The sequence below is a fragment of the Ewingella sp. CoE-038-23 genome, assembly GCF_040419245.1.
In the GTDB taxonomy this organism is placed as follows: Bacteria; Pseudomonadota; Gammaproteobacteria; order Enterobacterales; family Enterobacteriaceae; genus Ewingella; species Ewingella allii.
Window position 1 is genome coordinate 83541 of sequence record NZ_JAZHOH010000003.1, and the last position, 16434, is coordinate 99974.

Genomic DNA, 16434 nt, shown 5'->3' on the forward strand with positions numbered 1-16434 from the left:
TGTGTGAAATTGTTATCCGCTAACAATTTCACACAACATACGAGTCGGACGCATAAAGTGTAAAGCCTGGGGTGCCTAATGAGTGAGCTGACTCACATTAATTGCGTTGCGCTCACTGCCCGCTTTCCAGTCGGGAAACTTGTCGTGCCAGCTGCATTAATGAATCGGCCAACGCGCGGGGAGAGGCGGTTTGCGTCTTGGGCGCCAGGGTGGTTTTTCTTTTCACCAGAGAGACGGGCAAAAGCTGATTGCCCTTCACCGCCTGGCCCTGAGAGAGTTGCAGCAAGCGGTCCACGCTGGTTTGCCCCAGCAGGCGAAAATCCTGTTTGATGGTGGTTAACGGCGGGATATAACACGAGCTGTCTTCGGTATCGTCGTATCCCACTACCGAGATATCCGCACCAACGCGCAACCCGGACTCGGTAATGGCGCGCATTGCGCCCAGCGCCATCTGATCGTTGGCAACCAGCATCGCAGTGGGAACGATGCCCTCATTTAGCATTTGCATGGTTTGTTGAAAACCGGACATGGCACTCCAGTCGCCTTCCCGTTCCGCTATCGGCTGAATTTGATTGCGAGTGAGATATTTATGCCAGCCCGCCAGACGCAGACGCGCCGAGACAGAACTTAATGGGCCCGCTAACAGCGCGATTTGCTGGTGACCCAATGCGACCAGATGCTCCACGCCCAGTCGCGTACCGTCTTCATGGGAGAAAATAATACTGTTGATGGGAGTCTGGTCAGAGACATCAAGAAATAACGCCGGAACATTAGCGCAGGCAGCTTCCACAGCAATGGCATCCTGGTCATCCAGCGGATAGTTAATGATCAGCCCACTGACGCGTTGCGCGAGAAGATTGTGCACCGCCGCTTTACAGGCTTCGACGCCGCTTCGTTCTACCATCGACACCACCACGCTGGCACCCAGTTGATCGGCGCGAGATTTAATCGCCGCGACAATTTGCGACGGCGCGTGCAGGGCCAGACTGGAGGTAGCAACGCCAATCAGCAACGACTGTTTGCCCGCCAGTTGTTGTGCCACGCGGTTGGGAATGTAGTTCAGCTGCGCCATCGCCGCTTCCACCTTTTCCCGCGTTTTCGCAGAGACGTGGCTGGCCTGGTTCATCACGCGGGAAACGGTCTGATAAGAGACACCGGCATACTCTGCGACATCGTATAGCGTTACTGGTTTCACATTTACCACCCTGAATTGACTCTCTTCGGGTGCTATCATGCCATACCACGAAATGTTTTGCGCCATTCGGAGGGGGCACGCCGAAGTGAGATTCAAAATGCCGACGTCAGTTCACAGGTGGGTAATGATACCAACGTGTTGATTTCGTATTTTCACTGACACCAGGATCATCCTGATGTTACAAGGATTGAATGACTACAGATTAAAATAGTCATCAACAGGTTGACAGCATTACCCAGAATATCGGGTAATGACTCCAACTTATTGATAGTGTTTTATGTTCAGATAATGCCCGATGACTTTGTCATGCAGCTCCACCGATTTTGAGAACGACAGCGACTTCCGTCCCAGCCGTGCCAGGTGCTGCCTCAGATTCAGGTTATGCCGCTCAATTCGCTGCGTATATCGCTTGCTGATTACGTGCAGCTTTCCCTTCAGGCGGGATTCATACAGCGGCCAGCCATCCGTCATCCATATCACCACGTCAAAGGGTGACAGCAGGCTCATAAGACGCCCCAGCGTCGCCATAGTGCGTTCACCGAATACGTGCGCAACAACCGTCTTCCGGAGCCTGTCATACGCGTAAAAAAGCCAGCGCTGGCGCGATTTAGCCCCGACGTATCCCCACTGTTCGTCCATTTCCGCGCAGACGATGACGTCACTGCCCGGCTGTATGCGCGAGGTTACCGACTGCGGCCTGAGTTTTTTAAATGGCGGAAAATCGTGTTGAGGCCAACGCCCATAATGCGGGCAGAGGGCCAGGCGAAGCGGCCGCGTTCCAGCCGTTTGGTCAGCAGGCACAGCCCGTCGCCGGTGGACCACAGCAGTTTGACCTTACTGCCGCTGCGGCCCCGGAAGATGAAGACATGGCCGGACATCGGGTCATCTTTCAGCATCGTCTGCACCTTTGCGGCGAGACCATTGAAGCCGTTGCGCATGTCGGTGATACCGGCAACCAGCCAGATTTTGGTGCCTGTTGGCAGGTGGTTATCACTTCCTTTATCTGTCCTGTGATGATCCTTATGACTTCGCCAGACTACTTCACCACACACATGGGTCTGCCAGATACCGGTTCGGGATGGATTTCCGCTTCTACGCTGAACACCGTCTTTAGAAGCTCTGGTTTCATCACTGCTTCCGGAGCACCTTGCGCCATCACGCGACCGCTTGCCAGTACCACCAGATGATCGCAATAGCGGCTGGCCTGATTCAGATCGTGGAGTACCGTCACTACGGTTTTCCCCTGCCTTTTGAGTTCAACCATCAGGCGCATCAGTTCAACCTGATGATTGATATCGAGGTAGGTCGTAGGCTCATCAAGAAGAATGAGTGGGGTATCCTGTGCCAGCACCATCGCCAGAAACGCACGCTGGCGCTGGCCGCCGGAAAGCTGGGTTAACCTGCGGTCAGCCAGATTGCGCGTCCGGGTCTGACTCATTGCCACGTTGACCCGCTCGTTGTCTTCCGCGGAGAGTCGCCCCCACAACGACAGCCACGGGCTGCGGCCGTAGGAAACCAGCTCCCGTACAGTGATCCCCTCGGGGGATAAATGGTGTTGCGGCAGTAAAGCCAGGCGGCGAGCCAGCTGGCGGGCGGAAAAACCGGCTATGGGTTTTTCATCAAGCAATATCTCGCCAGAGTCTGGTGTTAACAGGCGAGAAAAACAGTTCAACAGCGTCGATTTCCCGCAACCGTTAGGGCCGAGCAGGGCCGTGATTTTTCCGGCAGGCAGGGCGAGAGAAAGTCCATCCAGCACGGTTTGTGCGCCATAGCTGGCGGTCAGATTTTCAGTACGTAATCTCATTTATCGCATTCTCACAAGCAGCCAGACAAACCACGGTGCGCCGATAATGGCGGTCAGCACGCCTGCCGGAAGCTCCATCGGCGGATGAATGATTCGTGCCAGCAGATCGGCAATGACCAGCAACAACGCGCCCGTCAGGGCCGAAACGGGCATCAGCCAGCGGTGACGCCCGCCGGCGATCCTGCGCACCATGTGCGGCACGACGAGACCAATAAAACTTATCGGGCCACAGACGGCCACGCCGGTTGCTGTCATCGCGACAGCCAGCATCAGCCCCTGGAACCGGGTGCGCTGAACCGACACGCCGAGCGTGGCTGCTCGTGCATCGCCCAGCGCCAGCAGGTCGAGATCGCGACAAAAGCGCAGGCTCAGCGGCAAAAACAGAATGAGCAACGGCACGGCAATCTTCACAAAGTGCCAGTCGCGCCCCCATAAGCTACCCGTCAGCCACAGCAGGGCACTGTTTACATCCTGCGGGTGCAGGAGCATCAGGTAATCCGTCAGGCTCGCCCAGCAGGCGGAAAGCGCCACGCCGGTGAGCGCCAGCTTCATCGGCTGGTGGGTCTTTGCCAGCATCTTCAGCAAGATCAACCCCGCCATACCGCCCGCAAAGGCCAGCAGCGGCAGCACCATCACGGATAGTGATGGCATAAGAAGCAGTGCTCCCACAGAGGCAAGGCTGGCGGCATGGTTAATGCCGAGAATATCCGGTGATGCTAGCGGGTTACGCACAATCCCCTGTACCAGCACGCCCGCCACGGCGAGGGCTGCACCGACAAACAGTGCCAGCAGCAAGCGCGGCAGTCGGTACTCCATCAATACATAATAATGCTCGCGTCCGTCCTGCCAGTCGGTCAGCAGCGCGCGCCACGGCACGGGGATCACCCCCATATGGAGTGATAACAGCGCACAGCCTGCCAGGGCAAGGGTGATGAAAATGACCAGCGCAATTTTCATCCTCGCCTCCTCACCAGCCAGACAAAGCAAGGACTGCCAATCAGCGCCAGCACTGCGCCTGCGGGCAGATCGCCGGGGAAGGCCAGCGCGCGTGCGAGTACATCTGCCATCAGCATCAGCGTGGCCCCCAGCAGCATGCTCACCGGCAGTACGTTGCGCTGATCGAAGCCTGCCCAGAAGCGCGCCAGATGTGGCACCAGCAGGCCGATAAACGCCACCGGACCTGCCACACTGACGCACGCGCCAACCAGAAGCAGCACTAACATATTGATGATCAAACGTAGTCTCGGCAGGTTCACTCCCAGCGTATGGGCGGTACTGTCGCTGACGTTGAGCAGGTTCAGTTGATTCGCCAGCAGCAACACGACAGGGACTGCAGTGACCACCACCGGCAAGAGCTGCCAGACATCCTGCCAGTGGGCGTGGGACACTCCGCCTGCCAGCCAGTAAAAGATGCCGTAAGCATGATCTTCGGCCAGCAGCAGGGTGATGCGGGTCAGGGCCATACAAAAGGCCGACAGCGCGATACCCGCGAGGATCAGTTTGTTTCTGTCCTGGGTATGACGAAACCCGCCTCCTGCGGTCATGACCAGCAGCCAGCTCACGCCGCCCCCGCATGCCGCGATGAACGACAGGGAATAGCCTGCAACCGGCGTCGGACTCAGCGCGCTGGTAAGCGCCATAGCCAGCGCCGCGCCGCTGTTAATGCTGAGCAGTGAAGGAGAGGCCATTGGGTTGTGGGTCAGGGTTTGCAGCAGCGTGCCCGCGAGCGCCAGGCTTGCGCCGATCAGAACGGCGACCAGGCTTCGCGGCAAACGAAGGTTTTGCACCAGCGCTTCTGGTAGCGTTGGCGTGTGTCCAGGCAGCAGGGCGCGGATTGCGTCTGCTCCGGAAACAGGAATGGCCGAGTAGCAAAACAGACTCAGCCAGAAAATAATAATAAGTACTGCAACGGGAAGCCCCCACAGCAGCACCGGGTGTTTTAGCGCGGTCATTTCACATCGGTAAGCGGCTGATGGTGGAAGATTTTTACCGTGTCAGCGGCAATACGCTCTGCGGCAAAAATACCGCGCATCCGCGCCCAGGCGTTACTGTCGACTGAAGCAACCTGCTGCTTCTGCGCGGCGGTTAATATCTGCCAGAGCGGATCTTGTTGCCAGCGTTTAACAATGCTCTCTTCGCGATAGTGGGCAACCAGCAGCCAGGCAGGATTGACCGCCAGCAGTTGCTCCAGGCCGATGGACGGCATGGACGCGCCCGCCATCGTAGCGGGAACGTTCAGCCCCAGAGAAGCCAGCACGCTGCCGGTCCAGGTCTCCTGGGTATGCAGGTTGAATAGCTGTTCGCGTGATGTGCCAAAGGCCACGCGTGTCCCTGTGGGAAGCTGGCTGGCCCACTGCGCCATCTTCTCTTTATGTTGTTCCAGACGCGCCTGCATCTCTCGTTTTTTACCTACCACTTCGCCGATGATAGCCGCTGAGTGCAAATTTTCAGCGTAGGTTTCGTTGCGGGACTTAAGCAGCAGTACCGGCGCGATTTGCTGCAAGGCGGTGTAAATCCCCGCATGGCGACTGCTGTCGGCAATGATCAGGTCTGGTTTCAGGGCAGCAATGGCTTCCAGGCTCGGCTGCGCGCGCGTTCCGACGGACTGCCACGGTTTCAGGTGCGCACGCACTTTGGGCAGGATGCGTTTTGCATCGTTATCGTCGGCAATACCGATCGGGCTGACGTCCACGGCGGCCAGCGCATCGGCGAACGAGAGTTCCAGCACCACAATCCGTTGTGGCGTTTTATCGAGTGTAAACGTGCCGTGTTCGTCCTGAACCGTGGCGGCAAAGGCGTGGCCGATCACCAGCAGCAGGCCTGCAAAAAGAAAACGGATAAATGCCAACATAGTCACATTCCAGCTAAAAGCCCGGCAAGCCGGGCGTTAACACATCAGAACTTCAACGACCCCTGCATATACAGCGTGCGCGGCTGGCCTGCGTAGATGCCTTTGTTGTTGTCGTCATAAGAGCGGATGAAGTAGTCCTGGTCGAAGATGTTTTTCACACCGAACGCCAGGTTCAGATCTGCCATCTGCGGGCCAAAGTCATACGCCACGCGTGCGCCCCAGAGCATGAAGCCGGGAATACGGCCGGTACTGCCGTCGGCGCTCTCTTTCACTGTATTGGCGTTATCCGCAAACTGGCTGGACTGGAAATCGCTGTTCAGATTGAACGTCCAGTTGCCCGGCTTGTAGTCCACGCCCAGCGTGCCTTTATGTTTCGGGGAGAATGGCACCTGATTGCCATAGGTGTCGCCTTTCTCGCGGATTTCCGCGTTCACATACGCATAGCTGGCGTAGACGGAAACGTTATCAAGCGTTGGCGTTAGCGTACCCAGGTCGTAACGTGCCTGCGTTTCCAGCCCGGTATGGCGCGTTTTGCCACGTGCAGTGACGGTGTCGTTGGTCTGGTTGGAGTCGTACTGATTGTTAAAGTTAATCAGGAACAGCCCCATTTCCGCCGTCAGCGCGCCGTCGTCGTAGCGGGTACCGAGTTCCCAGGTTCGCGCTTTTTCCGGTTCCACATTGCCGCTTTGCACAGCCTTGCCAATCTGGCTGTACTGTACGGTGCCGAACGAGCCTTCAGTGTTTGCATAAAGATTCCAGCTATCAGTCAGGTGATAGAGCACGTTCAACGCCGGAAGCGGTGCGTTATAGCTCACCTCTTCGTGCGTGCCTTTGATGGCGTTGTTCTGGTATGACTCGATATGTTCGAAACGCATACCCGGCGTGATGGTCCAGTTGCCGATGTCGATTTTGTCATCCAGATACCAGGCGTGCGCCTCGGTGCCGGAACGCGTGTCGCGGTCGTAAGGGCTTGAGCCAGACGGCAACTGCCCGCTGCTGGTGGCGGTGTAGTAACGCATTTCATGCGTTGATTCATTCACATAGCGATAGCCCACGCCCACTTCGTGCGCGGAAGGGCCGATCATAAAGCTCTGGCTGTAGCGTGGCTCAATACCGCGCACCCAGTAGTTACGCGGCGAGAGGGTGATGCGTTTGCCTTGCTCCAGGTAGCCGCTGCGCAGGGTTTGGGTGTAGAACCCCTGAATGTTGAATTTATGCTGGCTGTCCGGCTGGAACTGGTAGCCCAGGCTCGCCAGCTTGCGACGGCCCCAGAAGCGGTCATACGGGCGGGTGGATTGCCAGCGATCGGCGTCGTAATCCGCGCGGGACAGGCCGCCGGGCATGTCGGCTTCACCATCGTAATATTGCAGCAGGCTGTTGAAGGTGTGCACCTCATTCGGCGCATATTTGCTTTTCAGCATCAGGTCGTCGATGCGGGTGGCGCTGTGCTCGCGCCAGTCACTGCCGCGCGTGCCGGAGTAGAGCAGCGCGGTGCCAAAACCGTTGTCCGCTGTGCCGCCCACCATCAGGTTGTGCGTCTCTTTCGGGTTGTTTTGTGAAGAGGTTGGGCTGAGCTGACCTTCCACCCCCGCCTCGATACCAAAGTCCTGCGGAATGGCGCGGGTAACAAAGTTCACCACGCCGCCCACGCTCTGCGGTCCGTAACGCACCGCACCACCACCGCGCACCACGTCAATGGCATCCATGTTGCCGAGCGAAACGGGAGCCAGTGAAAGCTGCGGCTGACCGTAAGGGGCAAAGGGGACGGGGATGCCGTCCATCAGGACGGTCGAGCGGCTGGCGAGGCGTGGGTTCAGGCCCCGGATGCCAAAGTTCATCGCCAGGTCGTGGCTGCCGGTGCCGTTGTTTTCCGGCGCGCTGACGCCAGGGATGCGGTTAAGCACCTCACGCATGGTGGTTGCGCCGGTTTTGGCGAAATCCTCACGGCGGATCACGTCACGCGCGCCAGCATGTTCAAATACGTCGTTTTCACGCGCATCGCCCAGCCAGTCGCCGACCACGGTCAGGGCATCTTCTTTTGGCGCGGGCGCGGGCTCCAGCGTCCAGCTGTTATTTCCCAGCGGTTTTACCTGCAGTCCGCTGCCGTCCAGCAGCTGTTGCAGGCCGCTCTCGACGTCGTAATCTCCGTGCAGGCCGTTGCTCTGCTTGCCGCGCGTCAGGCTGGCGTCAACCGAGAGGGTAATTCCGCTGTGTGCGGCATACTGATTGAGCGCTTTGTCGAGCGATCCCGGTGCGATATCAACCTGTGCAGCAAAAGCGGAAAACGAGAGACCGGCCAGCGGCAGCAGGCTCAGGCGAATGGCGTTAACCAAAGGTGTTGTTTTACGAAAAACGCGTAACGGCGTCATACCTTCTCCATCATCATTTTTGTTGTGTTCAGCTATGAGTCGAACGAGAAGGGTAAAAAGGACAATCGAAATGAGAATTATTTTTCTTACAGCGGTGAAATGTTTATCCAGTACCGCGTAATAGACTGAATTTTAACGGGAAGCGTTTGAGCGATAACGTTCAGGATCGCATCGGTATTTTTCAGCGGGAACGTCCCGCTCAGGCGCAGCCCGGCAACGGCGGGATCGCAGCGCAGCACGCCGTTGCGGTAACGGCTTAGCGTGGCTATCACCTCACCCAGCGGTTTATCGCTGAAGCTCAGGATGCCCTTCGTCCAGCTTGTACTCTCGTCATCCAGCGGTTTCACTGCGCCAAACTCAGAGGCGCTGAACTGCAGGCTTTCACCAGCGTTCACGATGCGTTTTTGCGCGGGGGCACTGGCGAGAAGCACTTCCACGGCGTGCTGCTGCACGTCAAGCTGCGTGAAATTATCCTGCTGGCGGACGGTAAATTCTGTCCCTAAAGCGGTGAGTTGGCCCTGACGGGTCAGGACGCGGAAGGGGCGTTGCTGCGCATCTTTCGCGGTAGTAATGGCGATTTCACCGTACCAGAGCCGGACGGTGCGCTGATGCGCATCATAACGCACATCCGCCGCGCTTTGGGTATTCAGCGTGAGCAGGGAGCCATCTTCCAGTTGCTGACGGCTGACTGCGCCTTTGGCGGTGCGGTAATCTGCCCGCAGACCTTCGCCGGTTTCCGACTGCCAGAGTTGCCAGCCTCCGCCAGCGCCGAGCAACAGCAGTAATCCTTTCATCACGTGACGGCGGGTGAGGCGGGTATCGTGCAGCGCCCGGCTGGCAACGTCGCCAGGCACACCGCCAAGCTGGTTGCGCAGGTTTTCAACCTGCTGCCAGGCCCACTGGTTATCCTGATCCTGTTCATACCACTGTTGCCAGCGCGCTTCCTGTTGTGGGCTGACGCGCTCGCCGCTTAGCACGGCATACCAGTGGGAAGCTGAACGCAGCGCCTGACGGCGGGAATCGGTTAACGAAGGATTCATAACCCATGCTCCAGACGAAACAGCAGGCAGTGCTCGACGGCTTTCGCCACGTATTTTTTCACGGAGCTGACGGAAACACCGAGTTTGTGCGCAATCTCGCTGTATGTCAGGCCATCCAGTTGCGAAAGCAGAAACGCTTCACGTGTTTTTCCGTTTAGCCCGTCCAGCATGCTGTCGACGAGTTGTAGGGTCTCGAGCTGGCTTTCGCGTTCCTCAGGTGAAGGCGCTACCCCCTCCGGCATAAGCGCCAGCATCTCCAGATACGCTTTTTCCAGCGCGTTTCGGCGAAACAGGTCCACCATCACGCGTTTGGCGATAGTGCACAGGAAAGAGCGAGGATCGCGGATCGTCGAGAGCGTTTCGCTGCTCATTACCCGCAAAAAAGTGTCCTGGGCAATGTCATCTGCATCAAAAGCAGACTGGAGTTTGCGCGTCAGCCAACTTTTCAACCAGCCGTTATGGGTGCCATAAAGCGACTCGAACGTTAAGGAAGCTGTGGTAGTGGCACGGTCAGACATGCGGAGTGCATCAAAAGTTAATTATCACGTAGCCATATTAATATGAGAATGGTTATCATTACAATTGGAAATAAAATTGTTTCCAATAAACATTTTTAACATGTTGTTTTTCTAAGTGTTATAAGGTAGGTATAAAATGGGATGGATCCTCTGCTTCTGGCATCTGTCGGTCAGAATGACATCATGATGTGGTCTGCTATTATTGACATCCTCCCCGCCCTTTAGGGCGGGGAGGATGTCAACTATGAGTGTTGCCTGAAATGTCGCCAGCCCCCGGTACAGCAGAAGTATCTCGGGCTTTCTGCGTTTGCTCCTGGTGGGTATGGCCCCCGCAAGCGGGGGTTATTGCTAACTGTCGTTTCAACAAAAAGTAACTTTTTTCACTTTGCCCCTCAGTACAAATTAGGGGCTTGCCGCGGATGTACCATGCCTGAATATCTTCGAGTGATGATTTGGTGCGGCTTTGTTGAATAAATCAGATTTCGGGTTCCACCTGACTGACCTGCTGCCAGAGCGGGGCGTGATGCTCCGGCACGGTCTGCCAGCCGGATGCAGCCGAACAGAGACGGTGCGATGCCATCTGCTGCTCATTACTGTAGATCCGCAGTTCATCATCCAGCGAGATCCGTATTGATACCGGCTGGCCACACAGGCTTTCCGGCACGCTGTAACGGTTTCCGCCAACCTCGATATAGCCATCCCAGGAGACATGACGGATATCGAAGTAGCTGGTATCGAAGTCCGTATCCGGCAACGGCTGCAGATGCTCCTGTTCCTGCGTGAAGCGCTGTTCCGGTGTCTGCCTGAACTGGCGAAGTTCTCGCCTGTCGGCATCGTCAGCCATCCACTGCTCCAGTAGCTGATTAACCTGGGCGAAGCTGTCGAACCGGCGGTACCGGACGAAGAAGTTCTCCTTGAGGTATTTCACCATCCGCTCCACCTTACCTTTGGTTCTGGCCCTTCATGGACGGCATGCCCGTGGCAGGAAGCCATAGTGATCGGCCAGCAGCAGGAACCCGGAGTTGAACACCATCTTCCCGTTGTTATTTTTCAGCACTGCGGCTTTCTGATTATCGACCAGCACGGTTTTCACGCTGCCGCCGAAGTAGCGGAAGGCGCGGACCAGTGACTCATAGGTATGTTCAGCATCCTGCTTTGGTGCCGCGAAGACATGGAAGCGACGTGAGAACCCCAGCGTGTTAACCGCGAAGTTAACCCTGCATCGTTGCCCGGCAACCTCAGCCTCAACTTCTCCCCAGTCATGCTGGAGCTGGTAACCGGGCTGAGTTTCGAAGCGAACCGTTTTCTTCGATGGCCGCATCTTACGTTTTGGCTGGATGTAGTAACGCAACATGGAGCGTCCGCCGGTATAACCCATCGCTTTGATTTCCGCGAGGATGACCTCGCCGTTCCAGACATTCTCAGCCAGACGCATGTCGATATAGTCCATGAACGGCCTGAGTTTGGCCATTTTGTGGCGTGTTTTTCTGGCCGGAGGTTCCGGGTATTTCAGGTACCGTCTGACAGTCCGCTCAGAGCAACCAACCTGAGTGGCAATATCAACAATATACGCACCCTGCTGGCGCATTTGCTTTATCATGTAAAAGTCCTCATGAGCATGTTTGGTCAGGACGAAACACTGTTCAGTGGTGTGCTGCGTTACACCAGCGTTTTTGATTTGACCTGCCACCCAACTCTGACATTGCCCTGCGGGCGTACTGCTGCAGGCGCACCAATCGCCTTCCAGCTTGTTGCACCACATTTTGGCGAAACCGCATTGATACAGTCTGGCTGGGCGTGGCAGCAGGTTACTGACTGGCATCGCACTCATCCCGCCCTTTAATTTTCTTTGCTCCAGCCAACAGGCTGGAGCAATCAGTTATGAATCACTTACAGTGGAGTCAGCATATCAAATCATGATGTCTTACCTTCCGAAAATGCCATCAAAGTGCGGGCGATTCAGTCATTCCTGACGGAGAAAGGTCAGCTCGATCCAGAAACTTCAGACGCCATCGTGGACTATTTTGAAAACAAGATCGGTCCCCGTAACGGTGCCAGTGTCGTGGCGCGCGCCTGGCTTGATGCCGAATTTAAAAAAAGCTGCTTGAAGATGGCACGGCTGCCATCAGCGAGATGGTTTTTTCAGGTGCCGAAGGCGCAGTCATTCACGTCCTCGAAAACAGTGATGCGGTACATAACATCGTTGTTTGTACGCTGTGCTCCTGCTATCCGTGGCCGGTTCTGGGATTGCCGCCAATCTGGTTTAAATCTGCACAGTACCGCTCCCGTGTGGTGATTGATCCAAGAGGCGTGCTGAAGAAGTTCGGTACTGAGCTTCCACCGGAGAAAGAAATTCGCGTTTGGGACAGTAATGCCGAAATTTGCTATTTCGTACTGCCGCAACGCCCGGCTGGTACGGAGAACCTGAACGAAGAACAACTGGCCGCGAGAGTAAGGCGTGATTCAATGATTGGTACGGGCCTCCTCTACCGGCGTAGGCTTCAATAAAGCCGGTAATGACTCCAACTTATTGATAGTGTTTTATGTTCAGATAATGCCCGATGACTTTGTCATGCAGCTCCACCGATTTTGAGAGCGACAGCGACTTCCGTCCCAGCCGTGCCAGGTGCTGCCTCAGATTCAGGTTATGCCGCTCAATTCGCTGCGTATATCGCTTGCTGATTACGTGCAGCTTTCCCTTCAGGCGGGATTCATACAGCGGCCAGCCATCCGTCATCCATATCACCACGTCAAAGGGTGACAGCAGGCTCATAAGACGCCCCAGCGTCGCCATAGTGCGTTCACCGAATACGTGCGCAACAACCGTCTTCCGGAGCCTGTCATACGCGTAAAACAGCCAGCGCTGGCGCGATTTAGCCCCGACATAGCCCCACTGTTCGTCCATTTCCGCGCAGACGATGACGTCACTGCCCGGCTGTATGCGCGAGGTTACCGACTGCGGCCTGAGTTTTTTAAGTGACGTAAAATCGTGTTGAGGCCAACGCCCATAATGCGGGCGGTTGCCCGGCATCCAACACCATTCATGGCCATATCAATGATTTTCTGGTGCGTACCGGGTTGAGAAGCGGTGTAAGTGAACTGCAGTTGCCATGTTTTACGGCAGTGAGAGCAGAGATAGCGCTGATGTCCGGCAGTGCTTTTGCTGTTACGCACCACCCCGTCAGTAGCTGAACAGGAGGGACAGCTGATAGAAACAGAAGCCACTGGAGCACCTCAAAAACACCATCATACACTAAATCAGTAAGTTGGCAGCATCACCTTTTGCGTCTATAGTCATGATATCAAATGAACGCGTTTCGACAGGAAATCATCATGAATAAATATCAGGCAGTTATTATTGGTTTTGGCAAGGCTGGAAAAACATTAGCCGTCACGCTGGCAAAAGCAGGTTGGCGTGTGGCTCTCATCGAACAATCAAATGCAATGTATGGCGGGACCTGTATTAATATCGGCTGTATCCCAACCAAAACATTGGTTCATGACGCACAGCAGCACACAGATTTTGTCCGTGCCATACAGCGTAAAAATGAAGTGGTTAATTTTTTACGTAATAAGAATTTTCATAATCTTGCGGATATGCCCAATATCGACGTGATCGACGGCCAGGCGGAGTTTATCAATAATCATAGCCTGCGTGTTCATCGGCCTGAGGGAAATCTGGAGATTCATGGCGAGAAAATTTTTATTAATACCGGTGCACAAGCCGTGGTTCCGCCAATTCCTGGAATTACCACCACGCCTGGTGTATATGACAGCACCGGATTACTTAATCTAAAAGAATTGCCTGGGCATTTAGGTATTTTGGGCGGCGGATATATTGGCGTTGAGTTCGCCTCTATGTTCGCTAATTTTGGCAGCAAAGTAACCATTTTAGAGGCAGCTTCGCTGTTTTTGCCTCGGGAAGATCGGGATATTGCTGATAATATCGCGACGATTTTACGCGATCAGGGCGTCGATATTATCCTCAATGCCCATGTGGAGCGAATCAGTCACCATGAAAATCAAGTGCAAGTGCATAGCGAGCACGCCCAACTGGCGGTGGATGCACTGTTAATAGCTTCCGGTCGTCAACCGGCTACCGCTTCGTTACATCCAGAAAATGCCGGTATCGCAGTAAACGAGCGCGGGGCAATTGTCGTTGACAAGCGATTACATACCACCGCAGACAATATTTGGGCGATGGGAGATGTTACCGGCGGGCTGCAATTTACTTACATATCACTGGATGATTACCGCATTGTACGTGATGAGTTACTGGGTGAAGGCAAACGTAGTACTGATGATCGGAAAAATGTGCCTTATTCCGTATTTATGACACCGCCCCTGTCCAGGGTTGGTATGACAGAAGAACAAGCCAGAGAGAGTGGTGCTGATATTCAGGTGGTGACATTGCCTGTAGCTGCAATTCCGCGCGCCAGAGTGATGAACGATACCCGTGGGGTATTAAAAGCGATTGTTGATAATAAAACCCAACGTATATTAGGGGCATCACTGCTGTGTGTTGACTCCCACGAGATGATCAATATAGTGAAAATGGTGATGGATGCCGGGCTGCCTTATAGCATATTACGCGATCAGATATTTACTCATCCGTCGATGAGCGAATCACTCAATGATCTATTTTCATTAGTCAAATAAACTCAAAATCAGACGCCAGAACAAATATTCTGGCGTCTCAGAGGTGATGCTGCCAACTTACTGATTTAGTGTATGATGGTGTTTTTGAGGTGCTCCAGTGGCTTCTGTTTCTATCAGCTGTCCCTCCTGTTCAGCTACTGACGGGGTGGTGCGTAACGGCAAAAGCACCGCCGGACATCAGCGCTATCTCTGCTCTCACTGCCGTAAAACATGGCAACTGCAGTTCACTTACACCGCTTCTCAACCCGGTACGCACCAGAAAATCATTGATATGGCCATGAATGGCGTTGGATGCCGGGCAACTGCCCGCATTATGGGCGTTGGCCTCAACACGATTTTACGTCACTTAAAAAACTCAGGCCGCAGTCGGTAACCTCGCGCATACAGCCGGGCAGTGACGTCATCGTCTGCGCGGAAATGGACGAACAGTGGGGCTATGTCGGGGCTAAATCGCGCCAGCGCTGGCTGTTTTACGCGTATGACAGGCTCCGGAAGACGGTTGTTGCGCACGTATTCGGTGAACGCACTATGGCGACGCTGGGGCGTCTTATGAGCCTGCTGTCACCCTTTGACGTGGTGATATGGATGACGGATGGCTGGCCGCTGTATGAATCCCGCCTGAAGGGAAAGCTGCACGTAATCAGCAAGCGATATACGCAGCGAATTGAGCGGCATAACCTGAATCTGAGGCAGCACCTGGCACGGCTGGGACGGAAGTCGCTGTCGCTCTCAAAATCGGTGGAGCTGCATGACAAAGTCATCGGGCATTATCTGAACATAAAACACTATCAATAAGTTGGAGTCATTACCCACTTGTCATTAGATCTTCCACTGTTCAGCCAAGTGACGGAAGTGACACACGTCGATAAATACTAACAGTAGTTCAGCATACAGTTATCTCGGCATTACAATTATGCGTCTCGTGAACACAGTAGCACCTGTAAGGCATACTCCAGTTGTTTAGCATTATCTTCTACAATGAGCCATTCTGGTGGTAATATATCGCACTTATAGATTGTGCTCTGTGGCTGCTTGCCCATATAAGCTTGGGGGGCACTTTCCTTTAGCACAAAAACGGTTGATTGCCGGGCTAATTCCATGCAGTTATCTGATAGCCATTGGCAATACGTCATAACTGCGGCGGGTGGCGGAGTATGCGTGTGCGACATGGCTCGGCTTATGCTTTCCGCTAATAAAAGGGAAGTTGCGTATACCCGTATTGCATGGCGGTCGTAACGTTGCGTGACGATGTTAATCCGCTCTGCATGTAGCCGACCCCGTAGCGACCAGCGTTTACTGACCTGTGCTTCAGCTACAGCGGCACGAAGAGCTGCCAGAGCTGACTGAGCATCTGAAAGCTGACTCAAAGCGGCTTCTGCCCCCTTACTGCTTTGCACCTCGCAGGCTCTGAGCATTCGATCCATCCCATTACCGAGTTGTCGAAGGAAATCAGAAGTTGAACGCCCAATATCACTAAATGGATTAGACGTAAAAAGCACCTGGCTGAATAATAATCCTACAGAGGCTCCCAGCAAAACATCCACCAAACGGGTTCCACCCGCGCTTTCTGGCCCCATGGCAAGAACCAAAGCAACCGATACTCCAGCCTGGATTGGTACCACCGGGGCCGGGCCAATGGCGGCACCAAACAAAATAGCGAAGAACATACCGACGCACATCCGAATCAGTGGGTGAGTATCGGGTAACTGCCACATCAACTCCCCCATCACAATACCGAACGTACAACCAATCACTAGATTTCTTGCTTGTTTCAGGTGACTGGGTACGCCCGGAGCAAGACATACCACGGCACTGACGATGGCAAAAGTAGGATGTTCATGTCCCAGCAGCCATACGGCCAGTATCCATGACAGCAGGCAGGCGAGTGCAGTAGCAAGTGCATCACGCGCTGCCAGCCTCGCACGTGAAGGAAATCCAGTGACGACCTGGCGCCAGGTCAGGCGTAGACGAACTAACCAATGCAAAAGGGGAATCCTC

13 protein-coding genes and 4 pseudogenes are annotated in these 16434 nt (G+C 54.9%); 4 read left to right on the plus strand and 13 right to left on the minus strand.

Annotated elements, in window-relative coordinates; genetic code table 11:
• Positions 1-112 precede the first annotated feature (112 nt).
• The 11 genes and pseudogenes from lacI to istA form a co-directional block, all read right to left on the minus strand.
• A complete protein-coding gene (gene lacI / locus V2154_RS23960) occupies positions 113-1195 on the minus strand; it encodes a DNA-binding transcriptional repressor LacI (protein WP_024193489.1) in 1083 nt (360 codons plus the stop codon).
• A 261-nt stretch (positions 1196-1456) separates the two neighbouring features.
• Positions 1457-1950: pseudogene (locus tag V2154_RS23965) on the minus strand (IS1-like element IS1B family transposase); the annotation flags it as partial.
• Positions 1942-2133 (minus strand): annotated as a pseudogene (tnpB, locus tag V2154_RS23970) (IS66 family insertion sequence element accessory protein TnpB); the annotation flags it as partial. The pseudogenes tnpB and V2154_RS23965, both read right to left, overlap by 9 nt.
• A gap of 98 nt (positions 2134-2231) precedes the next feature.
• Positions 2232-2999 carry a Fe(3+) dicitrate ABC transporter ATP-binding protein FecE gene (fecE, locus tag V2154_RS23975; RefSeq protein WP_001572449.1) on the minus strand — a complete coding sequence of 256 codons (768 nt, stop codon included), beginning with the start codon at positions 2997-2999 and terminating at the stop codon, positions 2232-2234.
• Positions 3000-3956, minus strand: coding sequence for a Fe(3+) dicitrate ABC transporter permease subunit FecD (fecD, locus tag V2154_RS23980; RefSeq protein WP_099065436.1), 957 nt, complete (start codon positions 3954-3956; stop codon positions 3000-3002).
• Positions 3953-4951 carry an iron-dicitrate ABC transporter permease FecC gene (gene fecC, locus V2154_RS23985; protein WP_046360979.1) on the minus strand — a complete coding sequence of 333 codons (999 nt, stop codon included), beginning with the start codon at positions 4949-4951 and terminating at the stop codon, positions 3953-3955. The genes fecD and fecC overlap by 4 nt, the downstream gene beginning before the upstream one ends.
• Complete coding sequence (gene fecB, locus V2154_RS23990) at positions 4948-5850, minus strand: Fe(3+) dicitrate ABC transporter substrate-binding protein FecB (protein ID WP_046360980.1); 903 nt, start codon at positions 5848-5850, stop codon at positions 4948-4950. The genes fecC and fecB overlap by 4 nt, the downstream gene beginning before the upstream one ends.
• 44 nt (positions 5851-5894) lie before the next feature.
• Positions 5895-8219 carry a TonB-dependent Fe(3+) dicitrate receptor FecA gene (gene fecA, locus V2154_RS23995; protein ID WP_020325014.1) on the minus strand — a complete coding sequence of 775 codons (2325 nt, stop codon included), beginning with the start codon at positions 8217-8219 and terminating at the stop codon, positions 5895-5897.
• Positions 8220-8305: 86 nt separating this feature from the next.
• A complete protein-coding gene (gene fecR / locus V2154_RS24000; protein ID WP_017146590.1) occupies positions 8306-9259 on the minus strand; it encodes a ferric citrate uptake sigma factor regulator FecR in 954 nt (317 codons plus the stop codon).
• Positions 9256-9777: an RNA polymerase sigma factor FecI gene (gene fecI / locus V2154_RS24005; RefSeq protein WP_001572456.1), complete on the minus strand. Its 522-nt coding sequence runs from the start codon at positions 9775-9777 to the stop codon at positions 9256-9258. Before fecI ends, fecR begins: the two co-directional genes overlap by 4 nt.
• 475 nt (positions 9778-10252) lie before the next feature.
• A pseudogene (gene istA / locus V2154_RS24015) lies at positions 10253-11377 on the minus strand (IS21 family transposase).
• Between the two features lie 12 nt (positions 11378-11389).
• Between istA and V2154_RS24020 the strand changes: the two are divergent.
• Positions 11390-11620, plus strand: a complete 231-nt coding sequence (locus V2154_RS24020) for an amidase family protein (RefSeq protein WP_024193449.1) — start codon at positions 11390-11392, stop codon at positions 11618-11620.
• Positions 11621-11725: 105 nt separating this feature from the next.
• Positions 11726-12285: pseudogene (gene nthA, locus V2154_RS24025) on the plus strand (nitrile hydratase subunit alpha).
• A 19-nt stretch (positions 12286-12304) separates the two neighbouring features.
• Here nthA and V2154_RS24030 read toward each other — a convergent pair.
• Positions 12305-13002 (minus strand): IS1-like element IS1A family transposase gene (locus tag V2154_RS24030; RefSeq protein ID WP_249415720.1). Its coding sequence is split into 2 segments (ribosomal slippage): positions 12305-12753 and positions 12753-13002, totalling 699 coding nucleotides; the frame shifts between segments, so codons are not numbered across the junction.
• A gap of 108 nt (positions 13003-13110) precedes the next feature.
• On the opposite strand from V2154_RS24030, the gene rclA reads away from it, so the two are divergent.
• Both rclA and V2154_RS24040 read left to right on the plus strand, forming a co-directional pair.
• Entirely contained in the window at positions 13111-14436 is a 1326-nt protein-coding gene (gene rclA, locus V2154_RS24035; RefSeq protein ID WP_004117991.1) for a reactive chlorine resistance oxidoreductase RclA, read from the plus strand.
• Between the two features lie 97 nt (positions 14437-14533).
• A protein-coding gene (locus V2154_RS24040; protein WP_100214959.1) for an IS1-like element IS1A family transposase occupies positions 14534-15231 on the plus strand; the annotation gives its coding sequence in 2 pieces (ribosomal slippage) (positions 14534-14783 and positions 14783-15231; 699 coding nt in all).
• A 116-nt stretch (positions 15232-15347) separates the two neighbouring features.
• On the opposite strand, the gene V2154_RS24045 is transcribed toward V2154_RS24040, so the two are convergent.
• Positions 15348-16421, minus strand: a complete 1074-nt coding sequence (locus V2154_RS24045; RefSeq protein WP_001572325.1) for an FUSC family protein — start codon at positions 16419-16421, stop codon at positions 15348-15350.
• Between the last annotated feature and the right edge of the window lie 13 nt (positions 16422-16434).

Bases quoted from the DNA above. Each gene is read 5' to 3' on its own strand.
- fecD (WP_099065436.1), bottom strand. From the start codon at position 3,956: ATGAAAATTGCGCTGGTCATTTTCATCACCCTTGCCCTGGCAGGCTGT.
- fecA (WP_020325014.1), bottom strand. From the start codon at position 8,219: ATGACGCCGTTACGCGTTTTTCGTAAAACAACACCTTTGGTTAACGCC.
- fecI (WP_001572456.1), bottom strand. From the start codon at position 9,777: ATGTCTGACCGTGCCACTACCACAGCTTCCTTAACGTTCGAGTCGCTT.
- fecE (WP_001572449.1), bottom strand. From the start codon at position 2,999: ATGAGATTACGTACTGAAAATCTGACCGCCAGCTATGGCGCACAAACC.
- V2154_RS24020 (WP_024193449.1), top strand. From the start codon at position 11,390: ATGAGCATGTTTGGTCAGGACGAAACACTGTTCAGTGGTGTGCTGCGT.
- fecR (WP_017146590.1), bottom strand. From the start codon at position 9,259: ATGAATCCTTCGTTAACCGATTCCCGCCGTCAGGCGCTGCGTTCAGCT.
- fecB (WP_046360980.1), bottom strand. From the start codon at position 5,850: ATGTTGGCATTTATCCGTTTTCTTTTTGCAGGCCTGCTGCTGGTGATC.
- fecC (WP_046360979.1), bottom strand. From the start codon at position 4,951: ATGACCGCGCTAAAACACCCGGTGCTGCTGTGGGGGCTTCCCGTTGCA.
- rclA (WP_004117991.1), top strand. From the start codon at position 13,111: ATGAATAAATATCAGGCAGTTATTATTGGTTTTGGCAAGGCTGGAAAA.